20 protein-coding genes are annotated in these 24230 nt (G+C 57.0%); 7 read left to right on the forward strand and 13 right to left on the reverse strand.

Going from position 1 to position 24230, the window contains the following annotated elements:
• Positions 1–73 precede the first annotated feature (73 nt).
• The 11 genes from aspS to BN871_RS07195 form a co-directional block, all read right to left on the reverse strand.
• Positions 74–1894: an aspartate--tRNA ligase gene (gene aspS, locus BN871_RS07150; protein WP_048745164.1), complete on the reverse strand. Its 1821-nt coding sequence runs from the start codon at positions 1892–1894 to the stop codon at positions 74–76.
• A gap of 136 nt (positions 1895–2030) precedes the next feature.
• Positions 2031–3278, reverse strand: coding sequence for a histidine--tRNA ligase (gene hisS, locus BN871_RS07155; protein WP_048745165.1), 1248 nt, complete (start codon positions 3276–3278; stop codon positions 2031–2033).
• 572 nt (positions 3279–3850) lie between these two features.
• On the reverse strand, positions 3851–4021 hold the full coding sequence (locus tag BN871_RS27540) for a hypothetical protein (RefSeq protein WP_021878654.1): 171 nt from the start codon (positions 4019–4021) through the stop codon (positions 3851–3853).
• A 105-nt stretch (positions 4022–4126) separates the two neighbouring features.
• Complete coding sequence (dtd, locus tag BN871_RS07160) at positions 4127–4570, reverse strand: D-aminoacyl-tRNA deacylase (protein WP_048745166.1); 444 nt, start codon at positions 4568–4570, stop codon at positions 4127–4129.
• A gap of 20 nt (positions 4571–4590) precedes the next feature.
• Complete coding sequence (locus BN871_RS07165; RefSeq protein WP_048745167.1) at positions 4591–6771, reverse strand: bifunctional (p)ppGpp synthetase/guanosine-3',5'-bis(diphosphate) 3'-pyrophosphohydrolase; 2181 nt, start codon at positions 6769–6771, stop codon at positions 4591–4593.
• 284 nt (positions 6772–7055) lie between these two features.
• Positions 7056–7568 carry an adenine phosphoribosyltransferase gene (locus BN871_RS07170; protein ID WP_021879606.1) on the reverse strand — a complete coding sequence of 171 codons (513 nt, stop codon included), beginning with the start codon at positions 7566–7568 and terminating at the stop codon, positions 7056–7058.
• A gap of 23 nt (positions 7569–7591) precedes the next feature.
• A complete protein-coding gene (gene recJ, locus BN871_RS07175; protein ID WP_021879607.1) occupies positions 7592–10012 on the reverse strand; it encodes a single-stranded-DNA-specific exonuclease RecJ in 2421 nt (806 codons plus the stop codon).
• A 196-nt stretch (positions 10013–10208) separates the two neighbouring features.
• Positions 10209–11114, reverse strand: coding sequence for a cation diffusion facilitator family transporter (locus BN871_RS07180; protein ID WP_048745168.1), 906 nt, complete (start codon positions 11112–11114; stop codon positions 10209–10211).
• Between the two features lie 15 nt (positions 11115–11129).
• Complete coding sequence (gene secF / locus BN871_RS07185) at positions 11130–12050, reverse strand: protein translocase subunit SecF (protein WP_048745169.1); 921 nt, start codon at positions 12048–12050, stop codon at positions 11130–11132.
• On the reverse strand, positions 12040–13314 hold the full coding sequence (gene secD, locus BN871_RS07190) for a protein translocase subunit SecD (protein WP_048745170.1): 1275 nt from the start codon (positions 13312–13314) through the stop codon (positions 12040–12042). The genes secF and secD overlap by 11 nt, the downstream gene beginning before the upstream one ends.
• Positions 13315–13403: 89 nt before the next feature.
• Complete coding sequence (locus BN871_RS07195; protein WP_021879611.1) at positions 13404–13637, reverse strand: post-transcriptional regulator; 234 nt, start codon at positions 13635–13637, stop codon at positions 13404–13406.
• Positions 13638–13848: 211 nt separating this feature from the next.
• On the opposite strand from BN871_RS07195, the gene spoVB reads away from it, so the two are divergent.
• On the forward strand, positions 13849–15450 hold the full coding sequence (spoVB, locus tag BN871_RS07200) for a stage V sporulation protein B (protein ID WP_021879612.1): 1602 nt from the start codon (positions 13849–13851) through the stop codon (positions 15448–15450).
• A gap of 56 nt (positions 15451–15506) precedes the next feature.
• Here spoVB and BN871_RS07205 read toward each other — a convergent pair whose 3' ends face one another.
• Complete coding sequence (locus BN871_RS07205) at positions 15507–16385, reverse strand: DUF421 domain-containing protein (RefSeq protein ID WP_048745171.1); 879 nt, start codon at positions 16383–16385, stop codon at positions 15507–15509.
• Positions 16386–16593: 208 nt separating this feature from the next.
• Here BN871_RS07205 and BN871_RS07210 point away from each other — a divergent pair, with 208 nt between their 5' ends.
• Both BN871_RS07210 and BN871_RS07215 read left to right on the forward strand, forming a co-directional pair.
• A complete protein-coding gene (locus BN871_RS07210; RefSeq protein WP_048745172.1) occupies positions 16594–16983 on the forward strand; it encodes a TIGR04086 family membrane protein in 390 nt (129 codons plus the stop codon).
• Between the two features lie 114 nt (positions 16984–17097).
• Positions 17098–17925, forward strand: coding sequence for a phosphatase PAP2 family protein (locus BN871_RS07215; protein WP_048745173.1), 828 nt, complete (start codon positions 17098–17100; stop codon positions 17923–17925).
• Positions 17926–18006: 81 nt separating this feature from the next.
• Here BN871_RS07215 and BN871_RS07220 read toward each other — a convergent pair whose 3' ends face one another.
• Entirely contained in the window at positions 18007–18888 is an 882-nt protein-coding gene (locus BN871_RS07220) for an SDR family oxidoreductase (protein WP_048745174.1), read from the reverse strand.
• A 123-nt stretch (positions 18889–19011) separates the two neighbouring features.
• Here BN871_RS07220 and BN871_RS07225 point away from each other — a divergent pair, with 123 nt between their 5' ends.
• The 4 genes from BN871_RS07225 to hpf all read left to right on the forward strand — a co-directional run bounded on the left by BN871_RS07225 (position 19012) and on the right by hpf (position 24098).
• Positions 19012–19887 carry a YafY family protein gene (locus BN871_RS07225; RefSeq protein ID WP_048745175.1) on the forward strand — a complete coding sequence of 292 codons (876 nt, stop codon included), beginning with the start codon at positions 19012–19014 and terminating at the stop codon, positions 19885–19887.
• Between the two features lie 14 nt (positions 19888–19901).
• Positions 19902–22754, forward strand: a complete 2853-nt coding sequence (locus BN871_RS07230) for a methyltransferase domain-containing protein (RefSeq protein ID WP_048745176.1) — start codon at positions 19902–19904, stop codon at positions 22752–22754.
• A 240-nt stretch (positions 22755–22994) separates the two neighbouring features.
• Positions 22995–23192: a cold-shock protein gene (locus BN871_RS07235; protein WP_028599014.1), complete on the forward strand. Its 198-nt coding sequence runs from the start codon at positions 22995–22997 to the stop codon at positions 23190–23192.
• 357 nt (positions 23193–23549) lie between these two features.
• The gene (gene hpf, locus BN871_RS07240) at positions 23550–24098 is read left to right on the forward strand and encodes a ribosome hibernation-promoting factor, HPF/YfiA family (RefSeq protein WP_048745177.1); all 549 of its coding nucleotides are present in this window, start codon (positions 23550–23552) and stop codon (positions 24096–24098) included.
• Positions 24099–24230 lie beyond the last annotated feature (132 nt).

Genomic DNA, 24230 nt, shown 5'->3' on the forward strand with positions numbered 1-24230 from the left:
TTCAGGCAGGGCAAAACCGCACCGGTTCCGGTGCGGCCTGCTTCCATGCCTGTAATTTGCAGGGGTCCCTCGACTACGATTGAACGGCCGGGGCTGGAGCCGGCGCCGTTCCCGGAGCCGGCTTCGAGCCCGCTTTCGCAACCGTGCGGATATGCAGCTGCTGAAGCTGGGCGATATCCACCGGAGACGGAGCCGCCGTCAGCAGGTCGGTCGCGCTCGCCGTTTTCGGGAAGGCGATCGTCTCGCGCAGGTTGGTGCGGCCGGCCAGCAGCATGATGAGGCGGTCCAGGCCGAAAGCGATGCCGCCATGCGGAGGCGTGCCGTATTCGAAAGCGTCCAGCAGGAAGCCGAACTGCTCATGCGCCTCCTCCATGCTGAAGCCGAGCGCCGCGAACATCTTCTCCTGGATATCCCGCTTGTAGATCCGCATCGAACCGCCGCCGACCTCGTATCCGTTGAGCACCAGATCGTAGGCTTGAGCGCGGATCGCTCCGGGATCGGTGTCGATCAGATGCAGATCCTCATCCTTCGGACGCGTGAACGGATGATGCTCGGCGACATAACGCTTCGCTTCCTCGTCCCAGCCGAGCAGCGGGAAGTCCACGACCCAGGCGAACTTGAAGACGGAGTCGTCGATCAGGTTCAGCTGGCGTCCGACCTTCAGCCGCAGGTTGCCGAGAACGTCGGCTGCGACCTTTTTCTTGTCGGCGGAGAACATCAGCAGATCCCCTTCTTCAACGCCGAGACGCCCGGTCAGCGCCTGAATCTCCTCCGGCTTGAGGAATTTCACGATCGGACCGCGCCATTCGCCTTCCTTCACCGTAATCCAGGCAAGTCCCTTGCCGCCGTAGCGGGCCGCGAACGGCTGCAGGTCGTCAAGCTCCTTGCGGCTCCATCCTGCGCAGCCTTTGGCGTTCAGGACGCGTACGACGCCGCCGGAAGCAGCTACGCTCGCGAACACCTTCACGTCGCTGTCCTTCACGATGTCCGTAATATCTTCGATTTCCAGACCGAAGCGCAGATCCGGCTTGTCGGAGCCGTATTTGTCCATGGCATCCGCATAGGTGATGCGCTGGAACGGGGCAGTTATGTCGGCGCCTACCGTTTCCTTGAACAGGCGCTGGGCCAGCTTCTCCATCATCGCGAGCAGCTGGTCTTGCGTCAGGAAGGAAGTCTCGATGTCGACCTGGGTGAATTCCGGCTGGCGGTCGGCGCGAAGATCCTCATCGCGGAAGCAGCGGGCGATCTGGTAGTAGCGCTCGACGCCGCCGACCATGAGCAGCTGCTTGAAGAGCTGCGGCGATTGCGGCAGCGCGTAGAACTCCTCCGGATGCACGCGGCTCGGCACGAGATAGTCGCGCGCTCCCTCCGGCGTGCTCTTGGTGAGGATCGGCGTTTCCACTTCGACGAATTCCTCTCCGTCGAGGAAGTCGCGGAAGATTTTGGACGCCTTGGAGCGGAGCAGCAGCGTGCGCTGCATCTCCGGACGGCGCAGGTCCAGGTAGCGGTACTTCAGGCGGAGAGGCTCGTCGACCTCGATGCCGTCCTCGATCGGAAACGGCGGCGTTTTGGCGGCATTGAGAATCTCGATCTCGGTGATGCGGACTTCGATCTCGCCGGTGGCCAGGTTCGGATTGCGAGTTTCCGCGTCGCGTTCAACGACGGTTCCCTTCACAGCGAGCACATACTCGCTGCGCGCGCGGTCGGCGATGCCGAGCGCGTCGCCCGAATAAGCCGGATTGAAGACGATCTGTACGATGCCCGTGCGGTCGCGCAGGTCGATGAACAGCACGCCGCCGAGGTCGCGCCGGCGCTGCACCCATCCTTTCAGTTCCACGGTCTTGCCTACGTCGGCTTTGGTCAGCCGGCCGCATTGATAAGCTTGTTCGCTCATTTCTGTCACTCCTTCGGATGATTGGCACGAGTTCCCATGCTCTATTTGAGTAGCCTTGAAATCGCTGGAAATTCCGATTCCGCGGCTAAGGCCGAACTTTCAAGGATGCGGTCGACAGTTGGATTCCGAATGCGGATCAGCCTTTGATTTCGGAAGCCAAGCTTGCGAGAGGAACCATGCGCTGCTCGCCGGTATCCATCTCCTTAAGGGAAATCTGGCCGGCCGCCAGCTCGTCGTCGCCCAGAATCGCCGTATAACGCGCGGCGTAACGGTCGGCCGATTTCATCTGCGCCTTCATCTTGCGTCCCTGATAGTCGCGTTCTGCGGACAAGCCGGCTTGGCGAAGCAGCTGAAGCTGCTTGGCCGTCTCACGCTCCGCCGCTTCGCCGAGAGCGACCAGATACACGTCGATGCGCGGCTTGGCCGCCTCGCCGCCCTGCTGGTGCTCCAGAATCATGACGGTGCGCTCGATTCCGAGGCCGAATCCGACGCCGGGCTGGTCCGGCCCGCCGATTTCGCCGACGAGGCCGTTGTAGCGGCCTCCGCCGCCGATCGTGTCGATGGCGCCGATGCCCTCCGCCTTGAACTCGAAGGCGGTATTCGTGTAATAATCAAGTCCGCGCACGAGCCGGGAGTTGATGTCATACGGGATGTCCATATCGCTCAGATGCTGCTTCACCTTTTCGAAATGCCGGCTGCTGGCTTCGTCCAGGCTATCGAGAATCGACGGAGCGCCTTCGAAGTGATGCTGGTCGTGCTTGCAGTCCAGTACCCGCAGCGGATTGCGGTCCATGCGGGACTGGCAGTCCTTGCATAGAACGCTGCGCTTGGGCTCCAGGAACTCAAGCAGCTTGCCGCGGAACGCCGCGCGCACCTCGGGCGTCCCGACGGAGTTGATCTCCACGCGCACGTCTCTCAGGCCGACCTCCGTGTAGAAGGTATATCCAAGCGCGATGACCTCCGCATCGAGCGCCGGATCGACCGACCCGAGCGCTTCCACGCCGAATTGGTGGAACTGGCGGTAACGTCCGGCCTGCTGGCGCTCATAGCGGAACATCGGCCCGATGTAATACAGCTTCGTCAGATCGGGTTCGCCGTACATCTTGTTCTCGACATAAGCGCGCACGACGCCGGCCGTTCCTTCCGGACGCAGCGTCAGGCTGCGCCCGCCGCGGTCCTCGAACGTGTACATTTCCTTCTCGACGATATCCGTCGTCTCCCCGACGCCGCGCCGGAACAAGTCCGTCGACTCGAACATCGGCGTACGAATTTCGCGAAAGTTGAATCTGCGGCATATTTCCCTCGCCTTGCTTTCGACGAACTGCCATCTCTCGACTTGTCCGGGCAGCAGATCCTGCGTTCCCGGCATTTTTTGAAATCCCATAACCGCCCCTCCTTGCTTTTGCTCGCTATCATCGCATTCCAACCTATGTTCATCGACAAAAAAAGCTCTCGTCCGCTGACGACCCCGTAAGGTCGTCAGGGACGAGAGCTCGATCTCCCGTGGTGCCACCCTGATTCCGGACAAAAGGCCTAAGGCCGGTCCATCCGCTTCAAAGAACGGTTAACGCCCGTCACACGCATGCCGTCTACGCAAAGGCTGCGCCGTCATGCGCGCAAAAGCCTTCTTCGCCGGATGTTCTCCGGGATGTCATTCCTCCCGCCACCATAAGGACGCTTGCAGCCGTAACGGCGTCCCTCTCTGGATACGTGCGCGCAGAGTACTTCTTCCCATCATCAAAGGTTGGTTTCAATTGAGATTCATTCTACCGCTGTAAAGGGATCAAGTCAAGCCGCTCTCCTCGCAGGAACAAAAAAAAAGAGCCCGGCAAGCGGGCTCTGAAGTCTTGCCATATTAAAAAGGGGGTCGGAGATCAGTATAGCCCGGCTGTGTTAAGCGATGATGTTGCCCAGATTACAATTGGATGACAAAATCGCTTCTGCCGGCATGAAAGGTCAGCTATCTTCCCGATCTTCCTTTTTGGGAGCGGGTCCGCCCCCAGTCCAGTCTTCCGCGAACTCCAGATCGTCCTCCAGATCGTCCAGCAGCAGCGCTTCCCGTCTGTCCGCCTGGAGAATCCGGCTGGAAGCGCGGCTCAGCATCTGCATTTTGCGTCCCTGCCGCATGGCGGCCACTTCCTTTCTCGCCGTCAAATCGCTTATGAAGCGTCTGTCGAGGTTCCGGTAAGTAGTGTTGCCGCATAACGTCTTCGTTAGTCCGGGAAGCAGGGATTAATCGCGGCTGTCCACGATCAGCGTAACCGGACCGTCGTTGACGAGGGATACATCCATCATGGCCCCGAAACGGCCCGTCTCCACCTGCAGCCCCAGCGCGCGCAGCGCTCCGTTGAACGCTTCGTAGAGCGGCTCGGCATGCTCCGGCCGGGCTGCGGACATGAAGTTGGGACGCCTTCCCTTGCGGCAATCGCCGTACAGGGTGAACTGGGACACCGAAAGCACGGCGCCGCCCGCGTCGAGCACGCTCAGGTTCATTTTCCCGTCCCCGTCCTCGAAGATGCGCAGGTTCGCGACCTTGTCCGCCATCCAGGTGATATCGACTTCGGTGTCCTCATGGGTAAGTCCGACAAGCAGCATCAGTCCCTGGCCGATGCTGCCGACGACTGCGCCCCCGACAGAGACCGATGCGCTGGAGCAGCGCTGAACGACGACTTTCACGATGGGCCACCGTCCTCTATCTATTGCATGATGCGCTGAACCGAGTAGATGTCCTTGACGCGCTTGATCTTGTCCACGACAGACTGCAAATGCTCGATGTTGCGGATCAGGATGGTCATATGGATGATGACCATCTTGTTCTTGCCCGTGCGTCCCGTGACGGCGGAAATATTCGTCTTGCTCTCCGCGACTGCCTGCAGAACCTCGTTGAGCAGGCCGCGATGGTCGTAGCCGGTAATCTCGATATCGACGCTGTAGTTCGACTCCGTCGACTCTTCCCATTCGACCTCGATGACGCGCTCCGCGTCGTCCTCCTTGCCTTCGACAGGAAGATTCGGGCAATCCTGCCGGTGAACGGACACTCCGCGTCCGCGCGTAATATAACCTACGATTTCATCGCCGGGAACCGGATTGCAGCAGCGGGCGAAGCGGACGAGCAGGTTGTCGATTCCTTTGACGGTCACGCCGCCGGTCGCCGCCTTCTTGCGGGTCCCCGGAGACTTCACCTCGGTCGGCTCGTTCGTAAGCTCGATCAGCTGCGCGGCTTCGGCTTCCCGCCGCATCTTCTCGGTCAGCTTGGTGCAGATCTGCGCGGCGGTGATGCCGCCGAAGCCGATCGCGGACATCATGTCCTCGACATCGTGGAAGCTGAACTTGGACGCGGCCTCCATGAGCTTGTCCTCGGCCAACCAGGCGGACGGCTCTAGGCCGAGCCGCTTCAGCTCGCGCTCCAGCATGTCGCGGCCCTTGATGACGTTTTCCTCGCGCCGCTCTTTTTTGAACCAGGCTTTGATCTTGGTCCGGGCATGCGAGGATTTCGTGATCTTGATCCAGTCCTGGCTCGGGCCGTAGGAATGCTTCGAGGTCAGAATCTCCACGATGTCGCCGGTCTTGAGCTTATGGTCGAGCGGCACGATCCGGCCGTTCACCTTGGCCCCGATCGTCCGGTTGCCGACCTCCGTATGGATCCGGTACGCAAAATCAAGCGGAACGGAACCGGCCGGCAGCTCGATCACTTCGCCTTTGGGGGTGAACACGAACACCAGATCCGAGAAGAAGTCCATCTTGAGCGACTCCATGAACTCGGAGGCGTCCTCGGCCTCGTTCTGCAGCTCCAGAATTTCGCGGAACCAGCCCATCTTGTCCTCGATATTGCCGCTCGGTCCCGCCGATCCTTCCTTATAGGCCCAGTGGGCCGCGACGCCGTACTCGCTCGTGCGGTGCATCTCCCAGGTGCGGATCTGGACCTCGGTCGGCTCGCCGTTCGGTCCCACGACGGTCGTATGCAGCGATTGGTACATGTTGGCCTTCGGCATCGCGACATAGTCCTTGAAGCGGCCCGGCATCGGCTTCCACAGCGTATGGATGATGCCGAGCGTCGCGTAGCAGTCCTTGATGTTGTCCACGATGATGCGGATCGCCATCAGATCATAGATTTCATTGAACTGCTTGTTGCGCATCGTCATCTTGCGGTAAATGCTGTAAATATGCTTGGGGCGCCCCGAAATATCGCCGTCGATGCCCATTTCCTCCAGCTTTTCCGTGATCCGGCCGATGACGACAGCGATGTACTGCTCCCGCTCCGCACGCTTTTTCTTCATCAAATTGGCGATCCGGTAATACTGCTGCGGATTGAGATAGCGCAGGGCGATATCCTCCATCTCCCACTTGATCGCGGAGATGCCGAGCCTGTGGGCGATCGGACAGAAAATCTCCAGGGTCTCGTAGGCGATGCGGCGCTGCGCCTCCTCCGATTGGAACTTCAGCGTGCGCATATTATGAAGCCGGTCCGCAAGCTTGATGAGAATGACGCGGATGTCCTGAGCCATCGCCACGAACATCTTGCGGTAGTTCTCGTTCTGCTGTTCTTCCTTGGACCGGAATTTGATCTTTTCCAGCTTGGTGAGGCCGTCGACCAGCATGGCGCAGGTATCTCCGAACCTCGCTCGGACCTGTTCCACCTCGACAGTCGTATCCTCCACAACGTCATGCAGCAGCGCCGCTATGATGGAAGTCACGTCCATCTCCATATTGACCAGGATTTCCGCCACGGCCACCGGATGGAGAATATAGGGCTCTCCCGATTTGCGCACCTGCCCGTGATGGGCCTGGTCGGCAAATTCATAGGCTTCCCGGATCCTGTTCAGATCCTGGTCCCTCATATAAGTCGACGCCTTAGCGAGTAATTGCTCTATGCCCATGAAACGTCCCTTTCCATCCAAATGTCATCGTTCGACTTCTACCGTGTCCCAGTACCTATGAAATAAGTTTAACTCCTATTATGCCCCTACAATACGGGCTGCGTCAACTGAACTTGAAGCGATACGGTCCTCCCTCCGAACGCGGCACACAGGTCCACCATAAACAATGGTTCAAATTCCTTATTCTGTTATTCATTTGGCGGAAATGTCTCTAGATCGACAAAAAAAAGACGGCCGATGACCGGCCGTCATTATTTCCTGAGAAATAATTACCCATGAAGCATTTAGTATTTCATCAGGGAGAAGATGTCCAATCCGCCAAGCTTGGCGCGTCCGTCCAAATAGCCGAGCTCGATCAGGAACGAAGCTCCTACCACCTCGCCGCCGAGCTGTTCGATGAGGTTGATCGTCGTCGCGATCGTACCGCCGGTGGCGAGCAGATCGTCGGCGATAAGCACGCGCTGTCCCGGCTTGATGGCATCCTTGTGGACGGCGAGCGTGTCTTTGCCGTATTCGAGATCATAACCGGCCTCGACGGTCTCTCCCGGAAGCTTGCCGCTTTTGCGGATCGGCACGAAGCCGACTCCGAGAGCGATCGCAAGCGGAGCTCCGACGACGAAGCCGCGCGCCTCCGGACCGGCGATCAGGTCGATCTCTTTGCCGTGGGCCGCTTTTTTGAGCTCATCGATCGCCGCACGGTATACTTCGCCGTTGTTCAGCAGCGTCGTAATGTCCTTGAAGCGGATGCCTGGCTGAGGAAAATCTTCGATAACGCGGATATATTCTTTGAAGTTCATGATTGTCGAGCTCCTTTTATTCCCTATGCGGGTAGTTCGGTATGATGGCTTGATGCCGGCAAGCCGGCTATCCAAGATTTGATGTCTTCGGTTGCGGAAAAGAGCCTGGACATGATCTTCTCTTCTTCCAGCGCCTCCAAGTAAAGCGCGGATTCCGAGAGGTCCCTGCGGGCCGGGGCTTCGGCGGCTGTCCAGCCCTCGTCGCGCCGCTCGATGAAGCCCAGCTGATGAAACACTTCCAATGCCAGAGAGGCTCGCTCCGGCGGGCAGCCCGCAGCCTCGGCCAGCCTCCGTCCCGCCTGCCCGGCAGGCAGCGGAGACAGCTTGCGGATCCAGGCGTACAGCCTGCCCATGCCCGCCCGCTCCAGCCAATCCGCGGAGCCTTTCTGATCGGCCGGATAGAGCAGATGCAGCGCCTCCAGCCCATGGCTGAGCCGAAGAGCTTTCTCCAGCCTGATGCAGGATGACGGACTTCCATAAAGGATGATTTCCTGGCAGGAGAAGCCTCCTGCCGGAACCTCTTCGGGAAGGCAATGAGTCCATCCGGGATTGCCGCTTCCTTCGCTTCCTGCTGCGATCTCGAGAGCGCTGGACAAATGAAGCCTTTCCCTCGTCACGATGACGGCCGTTCTCTTTTCCTGCCGGAGCCTCTCGATGATCGAGGCGAGGCGGCCGACCGGATCCCTTGTCCCTCGGAAGTCGTACACCCTCGGCTCTCTGACCCTCAAATCGCGGATCATCAGCTGCGGCTTCCGCTTCCCGTTCCATTCGTTCACCGTCAGCTCCCCTACGATGTCCGCCCTCAAGGAAGCGGCGAGCGGATCGGCGAATTCGCCCATGCCGAATCCGATCGCGTCCAGCTTCGCCGGGGTGATGCCGCTGCTCAGAGCGAGCTTGAGATGCGTCTTTTCCTTGCCGAGCAGGCGGACATCGCCGATGCCCGCTACGCTGATCAGCAGCTTCGGCACCGGATTGCCGCTGCCGTAAGGCTCAAGCAGCGCCAGCTCGCCGGCAGTCTCGATCGACGCCTCCTCGATGGGACAGACCAAATCGATGTCGCAGACCGGAATGTAGTCCTCCGAACGCAGCTGAAGCTCCGCTTGCGCGCAAAGGGCTTCTTCCAGCTCGTCCAGACGGGTGCGGTGCAGCGTCATGCCCGCTGCGGCCGCGTGGCCTCCGTAATGCTCCATCAGTTCCTTGCAGGAACTCAGAGCTTCGAACAGATCATAACCCGGAATCGTCCTTGCCGATCCTTTGCACATTCCCGATTGCTCGTCAAGTCCGAGCAGCACGGTCGGACGGTAATGCTTCTCCAGCAGCTTGGAAGCTACGATGCCGACAACGCCGGGATTCCAGCCCGCACCGGCGAGCACGATCACTCCGGGGCGGGGAGCGCCTTGCTCGTCGGCCCGGCGGCAGCGTTCCTGCCACATGGCTTCGGCTTCCTTGGCGATATCGGCGACAACCTCGCGGCGCTCGATATTGAGCTCGTCCAGGCTCGAGGCGATTTCCTCGGCTTCCTCCCGATTATCGGTGACAAGAAGGACTACGGCCGGAGCGGCATGATCGAGCCGGCCGGCGGCGTTGACTCTCGGCCCCATCTGGAAGCCGATATCGGAAGCCGTGACCGCCTCCGTCTTGATGCCGCCCGCTTCGGCCAAAGCCGCGAAGCCGGGGCGAGGCGAAGTTCGAATGACATGCAGGCCGGAGCGAACGATAATGCGGTTCTCGTCGGCCAATGGCATCAAGTCCGCAATCGTTCCCAGAGCGGCGATATCGCTCCATTCCAGGGGAATGCGGCCCAGCAGGCACTGGGCGAGCTTGAATGCGACTCCCGCGCCGCACAGTCCCTTGAACGGATAAGCGCAGCCAGGCTGCTTGGGGTTCACGATGGCATCGGCATCGGGAAGAACGTCGGGAGGCTCGTGATGATCCGTAACGACGACCGACAAGCCCAGCTTGCGGGCATGCGCGATCGGCTCGACGGCGCTGATTCCGTTGTCGACCGTGACGATAAGCGTGAATCCCTCTCTCGCAGCCTTGTCCACGGCCGGGATGTTCATGCCATATCCTTCCCGGGTACGATGCGGAATATAATAGTCATGGCGAATGCCCAGCTCGCGCATCAGAAGGATCATCAAGGCGGTGGAGGAAACCCCGTCCGCATCGTAATCTCCGTACACCAGCACTTTCTCCCCGTCTGCCGCGGCCTTCCGGATGCGGGCGGCCGCTTCCTCCATTCCCTTGAGCAGATAGGGATCATGCATCGACTCGATTCCCGCTCCCATGAAGTCATGGGCCGTTTCCGGCGTCATGCACCCTCTTTGGACGAGCAGCCTCGCCGCCAGCGGATTCAGGCCAAGGGCAGCCTGAATCGATTGCGCGGCCTGGTTTTCCTCTTCATTCAGCTTTCTTATGTTCCAGCGGGTTTTGGACCCGATCACGTTGTACCCGCCTCCATCCTTGCCATTCGGTGTGTAGCTTGCTGCTTATATCTGCCGCTTGCCGCCACAGGCTGGTTCTCAAAACGAAATCCAAGCAGAGAAACGCTGCCCTCTGCGGCTGCGGGCCGTTCCGGAAGACCGGATCAGCCCGCAGCAGGCGGCGGCAGCGTTATGCCCAGGACGGACCAGCCGGCTCTTACTGAAGCAGCGTCGGCATATGCTCCTGATTGGGATCATGATTGGATTTGTACGGATAGCCGGGATTATAAGGCTCTACGCAGATTTTGACGTCATGGATATGCATGAACCGCTTGAGGACCAGCTGCTTGACCCGCCGCCCGATGTCCGCCCCTTCGAGAACGGAAATCCGCGGATTGACGCTGATGACGATTTCGGCGGATATCCTGCCTCCGCTCATATGCGGCTGGACCGCTTCAACCGTCACGACGCCGTCGACTCTTTGGATGATCTCCGTCATGTCCTCGGCGAGACCGGAATGGTCTGCGGGTGCCGGTTCCTTCTTTTTGCCGGTTCCAAGAAAAAGAAGATAGCCCTTGTAGACGATGAAAGCCCCGATGAGGACCGATGCGGCAGGATCCAGATAAGTCATCCAGGTCCATCCGCTCTCGCCTCCGGCCCAAGCGCCGGCGGCTCCGGCGGCCGCCGTCAGCGAGACCGCCCATTCCCATCCGGGAATGGGGCCTCTTACGAACAGAAGCCGCAAGGCAAGGCAGATCGGAATGACGAAGGCAGCCGGCAGCTGCGGATAGCCGTCAAGCGGCTCCATCATGCGGTTGAGAGCGAGTACGGCCATCTGCAGGCCGATGACGATGAGAAAAATGGAGAACACATAAGCGAATGTATGCTCCCTGCCCATACGCTGCACGTTGTCCCCGCTGCGGCGGCTGTGCTCCTTGCCGGATGCTTGCGCCGCATAGGAGGAGCATGCGTCCGAAGCGGAACGGAAAGCATCGGACAGCAGAACGGAACTGCCGAAGAGGGAACCGGCCGTTCCCTTGATGACGGCGAGCCCGATATGGACTCCGGTCTCCCTCCGCCGGCCGGCCGCAGCTTGGCCGGATTGCGGTAGCTTGTCGGCCATGGCTTCAGCCTCCCGTTATGAAGCTGCCGGATTGCCGGCGGAAGCCGGCTTCGACTTGGAATTCTTCTTCATGAGCAGCCACAGCGGGCTTGCGATGAAGATGGAGGAATACGCTCCGCTGAACAGACCGACCAGCATGGCCAGCGAGAACAGGCGGATCGATTCGCTGCCGAAAATGAACAGCGCCAAAGCGGCGAACAGCACCGTAAGCGCCGTGTTGATGGAGCGCGTCATCGTCTGCCATACGCTGTCGTTTACGACCTTGATATAGTCCTTGAATGTCTTGATCTTCGCGAATCGCAGGTTTTCGCGGATCCGGTCGAAGATGACGATCGTATCGTTGATGGAGTAGCCGATGATCGTCAGAATCGCGACGATGAACGGCAGATTGACTTCCAGGCGGAATATCGAGAAGACGCTGATGACGATGAAGGCATCGTGGACGAGAGCCACGACGGCCGCAAGGCCGAAGCGCCATTCAAAGCGGATGGCGATATAGATGATGATGCCGATGCAAGCCAGCAGCATCGCCTTCAGCGCGTTCCACTGCAGCTCGCGGGCGATCTCGACATCGACCGTGTTGACCTCGACCGAAGAGCCGGGATCGAACTTCGCTTTAAGATCCGTTTTGAGCTGCTCCTCCTTGCTCTGGCTGAGCACTTCGTCGAATCGGATCGTCATCCGGTTGTCGCCGAAGGTCGGCGCGTTGTGCTTGCCGAATTCTCCGGCCTGGAGATAGGATTCGATCTCCTGGCGCTGGGCGGACAAGTCCTTGGTCGACTTGACGTCCACGCTGGAGCCCGACTTGAAATCGACGCCGTAGTTGAGTCCCAGAGCCGCGAGCGCCACGATGCCGGCGATCGTGATGACGATCGAGAAGATGTAGAAATACTTGCTGTAATGGACAAAATCGATCCGGGATTCCTTAGAGCGCACGGATTTCACTCTCCTTCACGCCGTAATAGCCCGGCTTGTTGAATTTGCCGCTCTTGATCATCAGCCAGAGCAGGTAGCGGGAAACGACTACGTTGGAGATCAGGCTGATGATGATGCTCAGAAGCAGCGTGATGGCGAATCCTTTGACGGATCCGACACCGATGAAGAACAGAACGCCGGCGGCGATGATCGTCGTGACATGGGAGTCGATGATCGTGCGCAGGGAAGTTTTGGAGCCGGCGCGGAAAGCGCTCAGCAGGCTCTTGCCGGAACGCATCTCTTCCTTGATCCGCTCCGCCGTCAGGATATTGGCGTCGACGGCGATGCCGATGCCGAGAATGAAGGCCGCGATGCCGGGAAGCGTAAGCGTCGCGTTGAGCGCGATATGCGCCGCAAGCAGCAGCCACGTATAGATGATCAGGGATACGCTGGCCGCGATGCCCGGCACCCGATAGAACACGAGCATGAAGAGCACGATGAAGATCGTGCCGACGAGACCGGCGAAAATCGTGTCGTCGAGCGACTGCTTGCCGAGCGAGGCGCCTACGGATTGCGTGTATTTCACTTCGAGCTTCAGCGGCAGGGCGCCGAGGTTGATCGTGTCGCGGATATTCATCGCTTCTTCTTGCGTGTAGCCCCCGGTGATCTGGGCGTCGCTGCTGTTGATCGTCGAGGACACGGCCGGAGCCGAAAGCTCGTTCTCGTCGAGATAAATGGCGAGCTGGTTGTTTCCGGTCACGGCCAGCTTGGCCACCTCGGCCGTCACCTTGGCGAACTGGGCGGCATCCTTGAGCTTGATGTTGATCTGATAGCGTCCGAAGTCATCGCGCTGGACCGATGCGCCGCCTTCCTTGAAGTCGCTGCCGGTCAATTCGACCTTGCAGTAGCCGGCCTCCTTGGCGCAGCCGATGGCGCTGCGGAAGGTCAGGTTCGCCGGCTTGACGAGATCCTCGCGCAGCTTGGCTTCCTTGGCTTCGTCCATGCCCGCGATGCGGATGCGGATGCGGTCCGTGCCTTCCGTCGTGACTTCAGGCTCGGACACGCCGTCTTTGTTGACGCGCTTCTCGAGGCTTTTTGCCGTCTCCGTCAACGATTCGCGCGTCACTTTGCTGCCTTCGTTCAAAGGCTTGGCCTGGTAGAGGATTTCGAATCCGCCTTTGAGGTCTAGACCTAACCGGGTCTTATCCAAGAGGGCGGGGCTTGTCCAACCAATGACGCCGAAACTGACGACGACAATGATCAGGAATGCTAGCATCCGTTTCATAATTCCTGATGTTCCTCCTTAAGTTCACAATCGTTTCTATTATAACGATGACGGAAATTTGAGTCAAAAAAAAGAAACCCTTGTCAAAATCAGGGTTCTTTCCACGCGCTCATCGTCAGATGGTTCATGAGCTGGGTCGCCTTAAGGGACAAGATGTCATTTACGAGCTTGTGCAGCAGCGGCTCTCCCGACTTGATATACCGGGCTTGAACGCATTCCCATACATCGGTCCCCGTCACCTGCTCGTAACCGATCCAGCGGAACTCCTCCGCCTTGCTCTCGCACAGGGCGAAGATCTCCTCGCTCATTTCCTTTTCCGTCATGCGGCCACTCGCCTCCCCTGTTGACTATCCGCCTCAAGCCGTCGAACTGATTTCATTCGACGCAGAGGCCCGCTTTCCTGCCTCGATCCGGCTTCTTCCCAAAAAACATAGACATGCCGGGTGCCGGATGCCGCATAAACATGCTGTACGGACGTGCCCGCCCGCTGCCGGGCCGGCACAATGAACACCGTTAGGGAAGAGGAAGGAATCTATGACGAAGCCGAACAAACCAACCAAGCAAACCTTTATCAAGGGAGCCATGATCCTGCTTGCGGCGGGCGTCATCAACCGGATTCTCGGTTTCGTCCCCCGCATCGCCCTTCCCCGCGTCATCGGAGCCGAAGGGGTCGGCATCTACCAGCTCAGCTACCCGTTCCTCGGCGTGCTGCTGACTCTCATTACAGGCGGCATCCCGCTGGCCGTCGCCAAATGGATCGCGGAAGCCGACTCCAAGGGGGAGGGCCACCGCGTCAAGCAGATTTTCCGCACCGCCATGCTGCTGACGATCGTCCTTGCCCTCGCGATGACGGCTCTGATGCTGCTCGGCGCCGAATGGATCACGACCCGCGTCCTGACCGACAGCCGCGTGTACCGGCCGTTCGTCATGATGGCGCCGATGCTTCTCATCATCGGGGTATCGTCCGTATACAGAGGCTATTTCCAAGGCAAGCAGAACATGATCCCGACCGCCCAGTCCCAGGTCGTGGAGACGGTGCTGCGGATCGCCGGGCAATTGCTGCTGGCTTTCCTTCTGCTCCCGTACGGACTCGAGTGGGCAGCCGCAGGCGCGATGATGGGAACCGTCATCGGGGAGATCGCCGGCTTGCTGATCTTGTTCTGGCATGCAGCCAGAGACAAGGGAAAGTCCGCTGCGGCAGTTCCCGCCCCCCCTGCCGGCGCTCCACCTTTTTCTCAAGACTTCAAGAACGAAGACCGCGTTCCCGTGCTGAAAAAGCTGCTGCGCCTTTCCATCCCGGTTACCGGCAGCCGGCTGGTCGGCTCCCTGTCCTATCTGCTGGAATCGATTCTGACCGCCCGCAGCCTCGCCGCCGCAGGCATCGCGACCGGTGCCGCCACCGCGCAATACGGCGCCCTTCAAGGGATGATCATTCCGCTGCTGCTGCTGCCGACGGCTCTGACCTACTCCCTGTCCGTGTCTCTGATTCCATCCCTGTCGGCCGCAGCGGCCAGAGGAGACATGGCCTCGATCCACAAGCGTCTCCATCAGTCCCTCCGCCTCGCTCTCGTCAGCGGCGCCCCCTTTGTCGTCGTCATGGGACTGCTCGCGGAGCCGCTGTGCCGGCTGATGTACAACCACGGGGAAATCGCCCCGCTGCTTGCCCTGCTCGCTCCCGCCGGCATCTTCATCTACTTGCAAGGACCGCTCCAGGCAGCCCTGCAGGCGCTAGACAAACCCGGAACGGCTCTGTTCAATACGACCGTAGGCGCTTGCGTGAAGCTGTATCTGATCGTCGAGCTCGCATCTCGTCCCGAGCTCGGAATCTATGGCGCTGTCATCGCGATCGTCGTCAACATCATCCTCGTCACTGCCCTCCACGGCATCAGCGTCATGCGCTGCGCCGGGTACCGCATGAAGCTGCCCGACTTCATCAAGGTCGGAAGCGCCATGATCATCATGGGAGCCTGCTGCAGGTGGCTGATGAGCAGAGGGCCGCTGCCAGCCGAATGGCTCAATCTGATCGTTTCTTGCGCAGCCGGCGCCGCGGTTTATTTATTTTTGATGGGAGCCATGGGAATTGTCGACAGACATGACTTGTCCCGAATACCGGGCATCGGGCGCTGGTTCGGGTGAAGCCGGCATGTATGGAGACAAAGCGAAAAGGCAGCTGCATCGCAGCTGCCCGCTTTTTATTTTTTTCGGCGGTTCTCATCGACGAACAGCTCGCCTTTGTGGTCGATCGTGCAGAAGAACACCTGATTCCACTCCGTAAGCCCTCTTTTGCGAAGCTGCTGCTTCAGCCAGAGACGGTTTTTTTCCAGCTTCTCCAGATTATGATCCATGACTCTGCCATCCATGATGAGCGGAACCGGCAGCGTTTCGAATCGATAAGCCGAAGGAAACGTTATGTCGCTTGACGATGAATCCTGCTGCTCATTGTTCTTGTCTTGCTTGTCTTGCTTGTCTTGCTTGTCTTGCTTTCCATGCTTTCCCTGTTTTTGTTCTCCGCCGGAAGAGCTTCCCTGTTGACTTTGCTGCTGCCCGCTTTGCTGCTGCCCGCTTTGCTGGTTCTGCTGGCCTTGTTGTCCTTGCTGGCTCTGGCCGGAAGACGGGGACTGGCTTTCCTTCGGGATGACGGACAGCTTGCCGCTCGTCTCGAGAATCGCGAATTCCACGTCCGCCACCCTCGCAACCTGGTTTTCCCTCAGCTGAAGCATGAGATCGTCCAGGTTGTAGCGCTGTTTCTTCATTTCCTTCTGATTGAGCTTGCCGTCCGCGATAATGACGCTGGGCTTGCCGTCGAACAGCAGCCGGAGCTTGCGGTTTTTCAGGCCGATATAAGCGATCAGCACCTGAATGATCATCAGCACGGCCATCGGAACGATGCCCTCGATAACCGGCCGTTTCGTATCCTCGATGACAAGAACCGCAATTTCGGCAATCATGAACGAGATGACGAGGTCGAACACGCTCATTTTGCCGATTTCCCGCTTTCCCATCAATCTCATGATCAGGAACACGACAAAATAAATCAGGACGGTCCGCAGCAGCAGCGACCCATATTCCATGCTTTCGCCCCCCTTGGCCCAATCATCAAGCGTCAGATGGTATTGTCGCCCCCCCTGTCCGCAGCCATGCACAGCATGACGCAATGAAATGTTGGCAATAAAGGCGAAACGAGGATTTGTCCTTCCCATCGGCAGGGCTGTACTAATTCCGGCGGCTTGACCATATGGTGAACTAAATACCATACCATCACTGGAGGGTGATTCCCGCATGAACCCCATTAAAAATGTGCAAAAAGTGCGTATCGGCTCCCCCATGCTAGGAGGGCTGGCTTACTCCGGCTTATGGCTCGCTCTGGGAGCCCTGCTTCTGTCGCTCATGCTGTACGCGGGAAATCTCAGCGAGGATTCGCTTCCGGCCTGGGCGCTTGGCATTCACGGCACCGCTTCCCTGTGCGGAGGCTTCACGTCCGGCAAGCGCAGCGGAGCCAAAGGCTGGTACCATGGCGGCCTGCTCGGTCTCGTTTACGGCCTTCTGGTGCTCGTGATCGGCTTTCTGGCAGCCGATGCAGGCATGTCGTCCAAAACCGGCATCCTTTTCCTCATCGTCGCTCTCGCAGGCGCATTCGGGGGCATGATCGGCGTCAATCTGCGGAAATGACCCCCTGTGTAAACTTGTCTCGGGTATGCTATACTTGTTCTCGGTAATCGAACTGGTAAACATCTGGAACTGTCATCTTCCGGTGTATCAGGGGCAAGCTTAGGGGGAACCATAGTGGCAATCTTGACATCCATGAATCAAATTACGCTGTACACGGTGCTGACGTCCGCCGTATTGATCAGTTTCGGAACCGGCCGCAATCCGCTGCGCGCCGCAGGCGTCTTTGCCCGCAATCTAGCCGTCAATCCCAGATACTTGCTGCTGTTCGGCTCGCTGCTCGCCATCCTCTTCATGAACAAGCTCGAGCTGATCATCGAAAGCAAGATGAAGCATCAGACCGACTTCACCCCATTTGTCCAGCGGCTCGAAGGCGGCTTCGTGGAAGGATTCCAGCAGCTGTTCCATGCCGCATGGCTGACGCCGGTGCTGGCCTTTTTCTACGTTGTCGTCTTCCAGTCGCTGCTGGTCGCATCGCTCGCTGTCTACATGTACCGCGACAAGACCGGACGGCAATTCTCCGCGACCTGCTACGCCATCATGCTCAACTACCTGATTGCGATTCCTTTTTATTTGTTCATGCCCGTCAAGGAAGTTTGGGCCTATAATCCAAACGTTCATTTTTATATGCTGGAGGCTTTTCCGGCTTTTGAAACGGTATACCGCGGCTTGTCCGGCCTGGACAACTGTTTCCCGAGCCTTCATACTTCCATCTCCGTGACGCTTGCCTTGCTGGGAGCCCGTTCCGGCATCAAGCGCTGGGCCTGGCTGACCGGCGTGACGGCGGCAATCATTATTTTCACCATCTTCTATATGGGCATCCACTGGCTGACCGATATGCTCGGAGGCCTCTGCCTGGCGACCTTCGCCGTGTACATGGGCTACAAGCTGGCGGATTTGAAATCGCTGGCCAAACCAATTCCGTCCGTTCATCCTTCACGCTGAACTCCTTCCCGGGGTTAAATCGCTCCCCCTTCCGGCAATAGCGCAAAAAAAGAGCCTTCGCGGCTCCTTTTTTTTTTGCCTTTACGGCTGACTCAGCAGCTTTTGCTCGTGCCGGCCCCAATGAGGCTGCGTTCCGTCCTCATCCACAAATCCGTAACGTTCCGACAGCTCCCATGAGCTAAGATGCCTTCCGGACAAGCTTCCCTTCCCGGGGTCGGCCGCCAGACAGGCCAGCGCCCTGCCTACATAAAGCGGGGTCTCCGATTGAAGAAAATTAGGATCCTTCTCGCCGGCGTCTCTCCAGTTCGCTTCCGTCACGCCGAAATGGGCCAGCATCTCCTCCGAGCGCAAAAATCCCGGGGTCAACGAAACCGCGCAAATTCCATATGGCTTCAGCTCCTCGGACAGCCCTGCAGCCATATGGATTCCCCATATCTTGGACAAGCTATAGGGCAGATTGCCCCGATACTTGTAGTCGACGCCGTCGGTTATTTCCGCAAGGAGGCCGGACTCGCTGCGGATGAGCAGAGGCATCGCGTAATGTGCCGTCATGTAATGGGTGTCGAGCACTCCGTGCTGCATCGCCAGCCCATCCTTCAGCGGTGACGCCCAGAAAGGCTTGCCCCAATGAGTCAGCCTTTCTCCTCCCCAAATATCGTTCACGAGGATATCCAGACGTCCATGGGCCATTTCGATCCGCTTCATCAGCGCCTCCACTTCCTCCGGCACCGAATGGTCGACTCGGACAGCAATCCCGATACCGCCGCGGCTTTCAACCCTTTCAGCGGTTTCCTCGATCGTCTCCTTGCGTCCGATGGGGGAAGAGGACATTCGCGTCGTCCGCCCTGTCACGTATACCGTCGCACCGGCTTCTCCGAGCGCCATCGCGATTCCGCGGCCGGCTCCCCTCGTTCCTCCGGCTACGAGGGCAATCTTGTCCTTCAACGGCTTGTTCTGCGTCATGAACCATCTCTCCTTTTCAATAGGGGCCGCTCAGCGGCACTAAGTTCAGGTATAATCATATAGTGCCATACACGACATCCTCTGTCTTGTAGGATGAACCATCCATTGTAGGAGGTCTGTTCCATGCGCGGAGACCGGCTGCTTGCCATCCTGCTGACGCTCCAGGCCGAAGGAAAGCTGTCGCAGCGGGAGCTTGCCCGAAGGCTGGAGGTGTCCGAAAGAACGATTCAAAGGGATATGGATGCCTTGGGCTCGGCGGGGATTCCAGTCGTATCCGAACGGGGAAGCGCCGGCGGCTGGAGGCTGATGGAGGGGTACCGAACGGATGCCACCGGCATGACCGGAGAGGAATGGAAAGCTCTCCTCCTGTCGGCGGGCAGCCGGGCGGCCCGCGACCTCGGTCTGGCGGATGCGCTCGACTCGGCGCTTCTCAAGCTGCGGGCGGCGGGGATGCCGGGCAAGCCTGCCGTCGCCGCGAGCCTGTCCTCCAAGCTTCATGTCGATGCGGAAGGCTGGCATGAATGCCGGGAGCCGCAGCCGAAGCTCGCCCTCTTGTTCGAAGCCGTCCTGACCGAACAGCGGATCGAAGCTTATTATGAATCGCGGAACGCCCCTCAGGCTGCCTCCCCGCGCTGCCTGATGCCGCTCGGTCTCGTCATGAAGGGGAGCGCCTGGTATTTGGCGGCCAGCGAGGGAGATGCCGTTAAAAGCTTTCGGACGTCCAAGCTGTCGGATATCCGCTTGACGGGAGAGCCCTTTGAGCGTCCTGCCTCATTCAGCCTGGCGGCGTGGTGGCGGACTTCAGTGAGCCGCTTCCTTGAAGGGCTGCCTTCCACTCTTGTTCGATTGAAGGCTTCTCCGGATGCCATCGACAGGCTGCAAAAAATGAGATATACGCGGATTGTAGGCGCTATTCCCCTGAAAGCGAGGCGGCTTCGGCAGAAAGGGAGGAGACGGAAGCAACCCCCGTCGATATATAACTATCAATGTTGTGGTTAATAGGGGGATTTCAAATGGTTGGGAAAACTAGTATAGTCATGTTGACATTTAATCAATTGGAATACACAAAACAATGCATTGAAAGCATTCGTAGCTATACCGAACCAAATACTTATGAATTAATCATTGTGGACAATGGCTCCACGGATGGGAGCAGAGAATGGTTGGCGGAACAGGAAGACATTCGACTGCTGCTCAATGAAGAGAACGTCGGATTCCCTAAAGGCTGCAATCAAGGGATTTCAATGTCTGCAGGGGAGCAGATTCTTCTGCTGAACAACGATGTTGTCGTCACCACGAATTGGCTCTCTAATATGCTGACATGCCTGTACAGCGATAATTCCATTGGTGCTGTCGGCTGTGTGACAAACAACTGCTCCTATTATCAATCCATCCCGGTTGAGTACGAAACGATAGAGCAAATGCAGCTATTCGCTCAGCGTATGAATGTCAGCAATCCGGAGATGTGGGACGAAAGGCTGATGCTGATCGGATATTGCTATCTGTTCAAGAGAGAGATCCTGGATGAAGTCGGATTCCTGGATGAAATCTTTACACCTGGAAATTACGAGGATAATGATTATTCCTACCGAATTCGGCTAGCCGGTTATCGACTTATGCTCTGCAGGGATACTTTTGTTCATCATTATGGAAGTGTATCTTGGAAAGAAAATAGTCCCGCTTATATCGAGCTGATGAATCGAAATCGCAAGGCATTTCAGAAAAAGTGGGGCCATGATGTCGACACCTCCTATGGCATCGATTTTGAGGCCGTTAATGAAATTAGGTTTTCTAAAAAGGAGCGATTGCGTGTCCTTGATATAAATTGCAAAGCCGGGGGAACGCTCCTTCAACTGAAAAACATCTATAAACACGCAGAGTTGCACGGAATCGAAGCGGATCCGTCTGCGGAACAGAATTTGTCCCGATTCGATAGAGTACTTATGGAAGATCCAGTGACAGCCTTGGCACAATACCCGGATGATTATTTCGATGTCGTCATTCTTCACCATGATCTCCATCAGCAGGAAGCACCGGAAGTGCTGAAGCAGGCTTTGCGGGTTTTGAATACAAGCGGACAAATCATCGGCCGATTCGCCAATGCACTTCATTACCAAACTATTCGGGGTTTGCTTGACCCCAATGAAGGGGTCAAAGCCTCTACATTCAAGTTTGCTGAAGCTGTAAAGCTGTTTGAAGAAGCGGGACTGAAGTCGATTCGCTTGAGCAAAATGGCCGTTCCAATCCCATCGAATGATGACCAGTTCATTCAGGTGTTATCTGCTCTAACAGGCAATCATCCTACTGACTTTCAAGTCAGCAGATTTTTGCTTTCTGCCTGGAAAGAAGATTTAAGGCGGATCAGCATCAGACAAATCCTCCAAGGTTCCGAAGACTCCTCCCATTACGCCATGATTGCTGCAGAACACGATCCCGCATCTTTGGTTGAATTCGTGGAAGAAAACAGTGATGAATGCGTAATGGTACTCAATATGATTGGACTATCATTTATCGAAAATGGATATGAGCAGGCTGCTGTCCCTCTTCTCAGCCGTGCCTATGAACTGGATCCGGCCCATCCGACCACACTTAATAATCTGGGGCTTGTATTTTATCTCCTGAACCAGCCTGAGTTGGCTTTGGATTATCTGGAAATGATTCCGGAGCCGAGTGAGAAGATTCAAGGCTGGATTGAAGCCCTTCAAAGTGATTTGGCCACCAGGAACACTTCTATGGGGGACTTTGATAAAGAAAGTGCCGCTGGCATGGAACTCATTCTAGCGGATATCGAAGCGTTGCGATCGGGACGAGTAAGTTTGAATGAATTCATAAAAGCCCTCAAAAGGAATGAATCCGGACAGGATTATTTGAATGCAGCCGTGGTCCAATGTTATGAAGCAAATGACCTGGAACTTACTCTCTCCTTGCTGACTGAAGGAATCAAGCTTTATCCTGGGGACATAAACCTCCTCATGAATAGCTCCCTGGTTTTGGAACAGGTTGGAGAATACGAGGTAGCGCTGTCTTTTCTATCGGATCTTCAGGAAAAAACAGATGAGATCAACGAAACCATTGTACGTTTGGAAAGCCGCATTAACCGGCAGAAGCCTAGCATCCTCTCCCAAGAACAGAATGATGTCCAGTTTACGGGTGAGCGCCTCGTCATCAACAAGGCCGTCAAGGAGCAGTTCAGCGATGTGCTGCAGGAGCATGTAGCGCGTTATGAACTGGCATGCCGTTACGCAGAAGGCAAAGTGGTATTGGATGCGGCGTGCGGGGCAGGGTATGGATCCTTGATGCTTCAGCAAGCGGGAGCTTCGGCGGTGGTCGGGATGGACATATCCGAGGTAAGTGTGCAAAAAGCTGCCCATGACTACGGGAGGGAGAATATCGCCTTCCGAGCAGGGGATGTGAACAATCTGGATGTTGAAGACGAACAGTTTGATGTCGTTGTTTCCTTTGAAACAATTGAGCATATCCGACACGGATCGGTGTGGATCAAGGAGGCGGCACGGGTCTTGAAGGATCAAGGACTGTTCATCGTCTCGACTCCGAACCGATCGGTTACGAACCCGGGCAGCTATTTCGACGAGAAGCCGCTTAATCATTACCATGAGTACGAGTACAGCTCCGGCGAGTTTTTCGGGGAGCTGCTGAAGCAATTCGATCTGGTCGAGCTCTTTGGGCAGACGATTATCCATGATTACGATGGCAACTACTCCAAGGTGATGAGGCAAGCCAGAGAATTGGATCCGAATCGCAAGCCCGTCAGCTATAAGGCATGGCGTCCGGGACAGATCGCATCCTATGGAGAGATCAAGGATGGGCAAGCCATGTACAACATAGCAGTATGCCGAAAAAAATAAAGGCAATTGCTCGGCAATCGGTGAATTTGTAAATATCTTTCCCTGCATTTCAGCAAAGTTCGACAGAATAAAAGCCGATTCGGTAGTATTCGTCCCTGCCGGACGGAAAAGCCTGCTGCAGCCCCCGTGAATCCGCTTCCATCCCATATTGACAACTGTTTTAATCCGGTGCTATAGTCAAAATGTGGGCCATGCATACAAGGCGTCTCACAGCATTTGAAGATGAAGGGAATGTTCTGAATGCAAGGTAAAGTGAAATGGTTCAATGCAGAAAAAGGCTACGGATTCATCGAGACTGAGCAAGGCGGCGACGTATTTGTTCATTTCTCCGCAATCCAATCCGAGGGCTTCAAAACCCTGGAAGAAGGCCAATCCGTCGAGTTCGACATCGTAGAAGGCGCTCGCGGTCCACAAGCTGCCAACGTAGTCAAACTGTAATCATCCGGCCGATCGGCCATGCATAGATGATTGACGAGAATGACAAGTGCCTGTACGGGGCTCTGCAATTGCAGGGCCTCTTTTTTTTGTGCTTTCTTTTTCGGCGATTCATGATTTTTTTTCGTATAAAAGCGGTTAGTAAGACACTATAGCCGAATTCAAAGAGGGAGGGACGAAAGGCTGATGGAGATTTTTTTCATCGGTATTTAATCGCAATAACCATGATTCCTTGAATCAGAATCGCGGAAAAACAATAAAAAATATAGTATTCAGAATATTCACAATTGGTCAATAAGTCTTTTGATTTGAAAGCGCAACCCATGTTATAATGGGACCATGCAAAAGGAGGAGTGCTCAATGAACTACAACATTCGAGGTCAAAACATTCAGGTGACGGACGCCATGCGCGATTACGTCGAGAAGAAGTTGAACCGACTGGAAAAGTATTTTGATGCCCCCCTCAACACAGACTCCAATGTGACGATGGCTGTCCACAAGGGACGCCACGGCGTCGAGGTGACGATTCCGATGACGGGAGTCATTCTCCGGGCCGAAGAGAAAAGCCCCGACATGTACGCCTCGGTGGATACGGTCGTCGACAAGCTGGAGCGCCAGATCCGGAAATACAAAACGAAGGTCAACCGCAAATTCCGGCAGAATGAAAGCATCAAGACGCTGTTCCGCGAGGACGATGTGAGCTCTGTTCAGCTGCATGATCCTGAAGACGACCTTGAAGTTGTACGAATGAAGAAATTCCAACTGAAGCCGATGGATGTGGAGGAAGCCATACTCCAGATGGATATGGTCGGACACAGCTTTTATGTCTTCTCCAACATCGAGACCAAGGAAGTGAACGTGGTCTACCGCCGCAATGACGGCAAGTACGGTCTGATCGAGCAGGGCTGACCCGACAGCTCGAAGCCGGCCGTTGAAGCATCCAATAACGATTCAAACCACGCCCTTTCCTTTGCCGGAGAGGGCTTTCTGCGTCCATTCCAGCCGTTGCCTGGCAACTGTAGGACGGGTAAGCGCGTATAT

Origin of the sequence: Paenibacillus sp. P22 (assembly GCF_000469945.2) — a bacterium.
GTDB classification, from domain to species: domain Bacteria; phylum Bacillota; class Bacilli; order Paenibacillales; family Paenibacillaceae; genus Paenibacillus_O; species Paenibacillus_O humicus.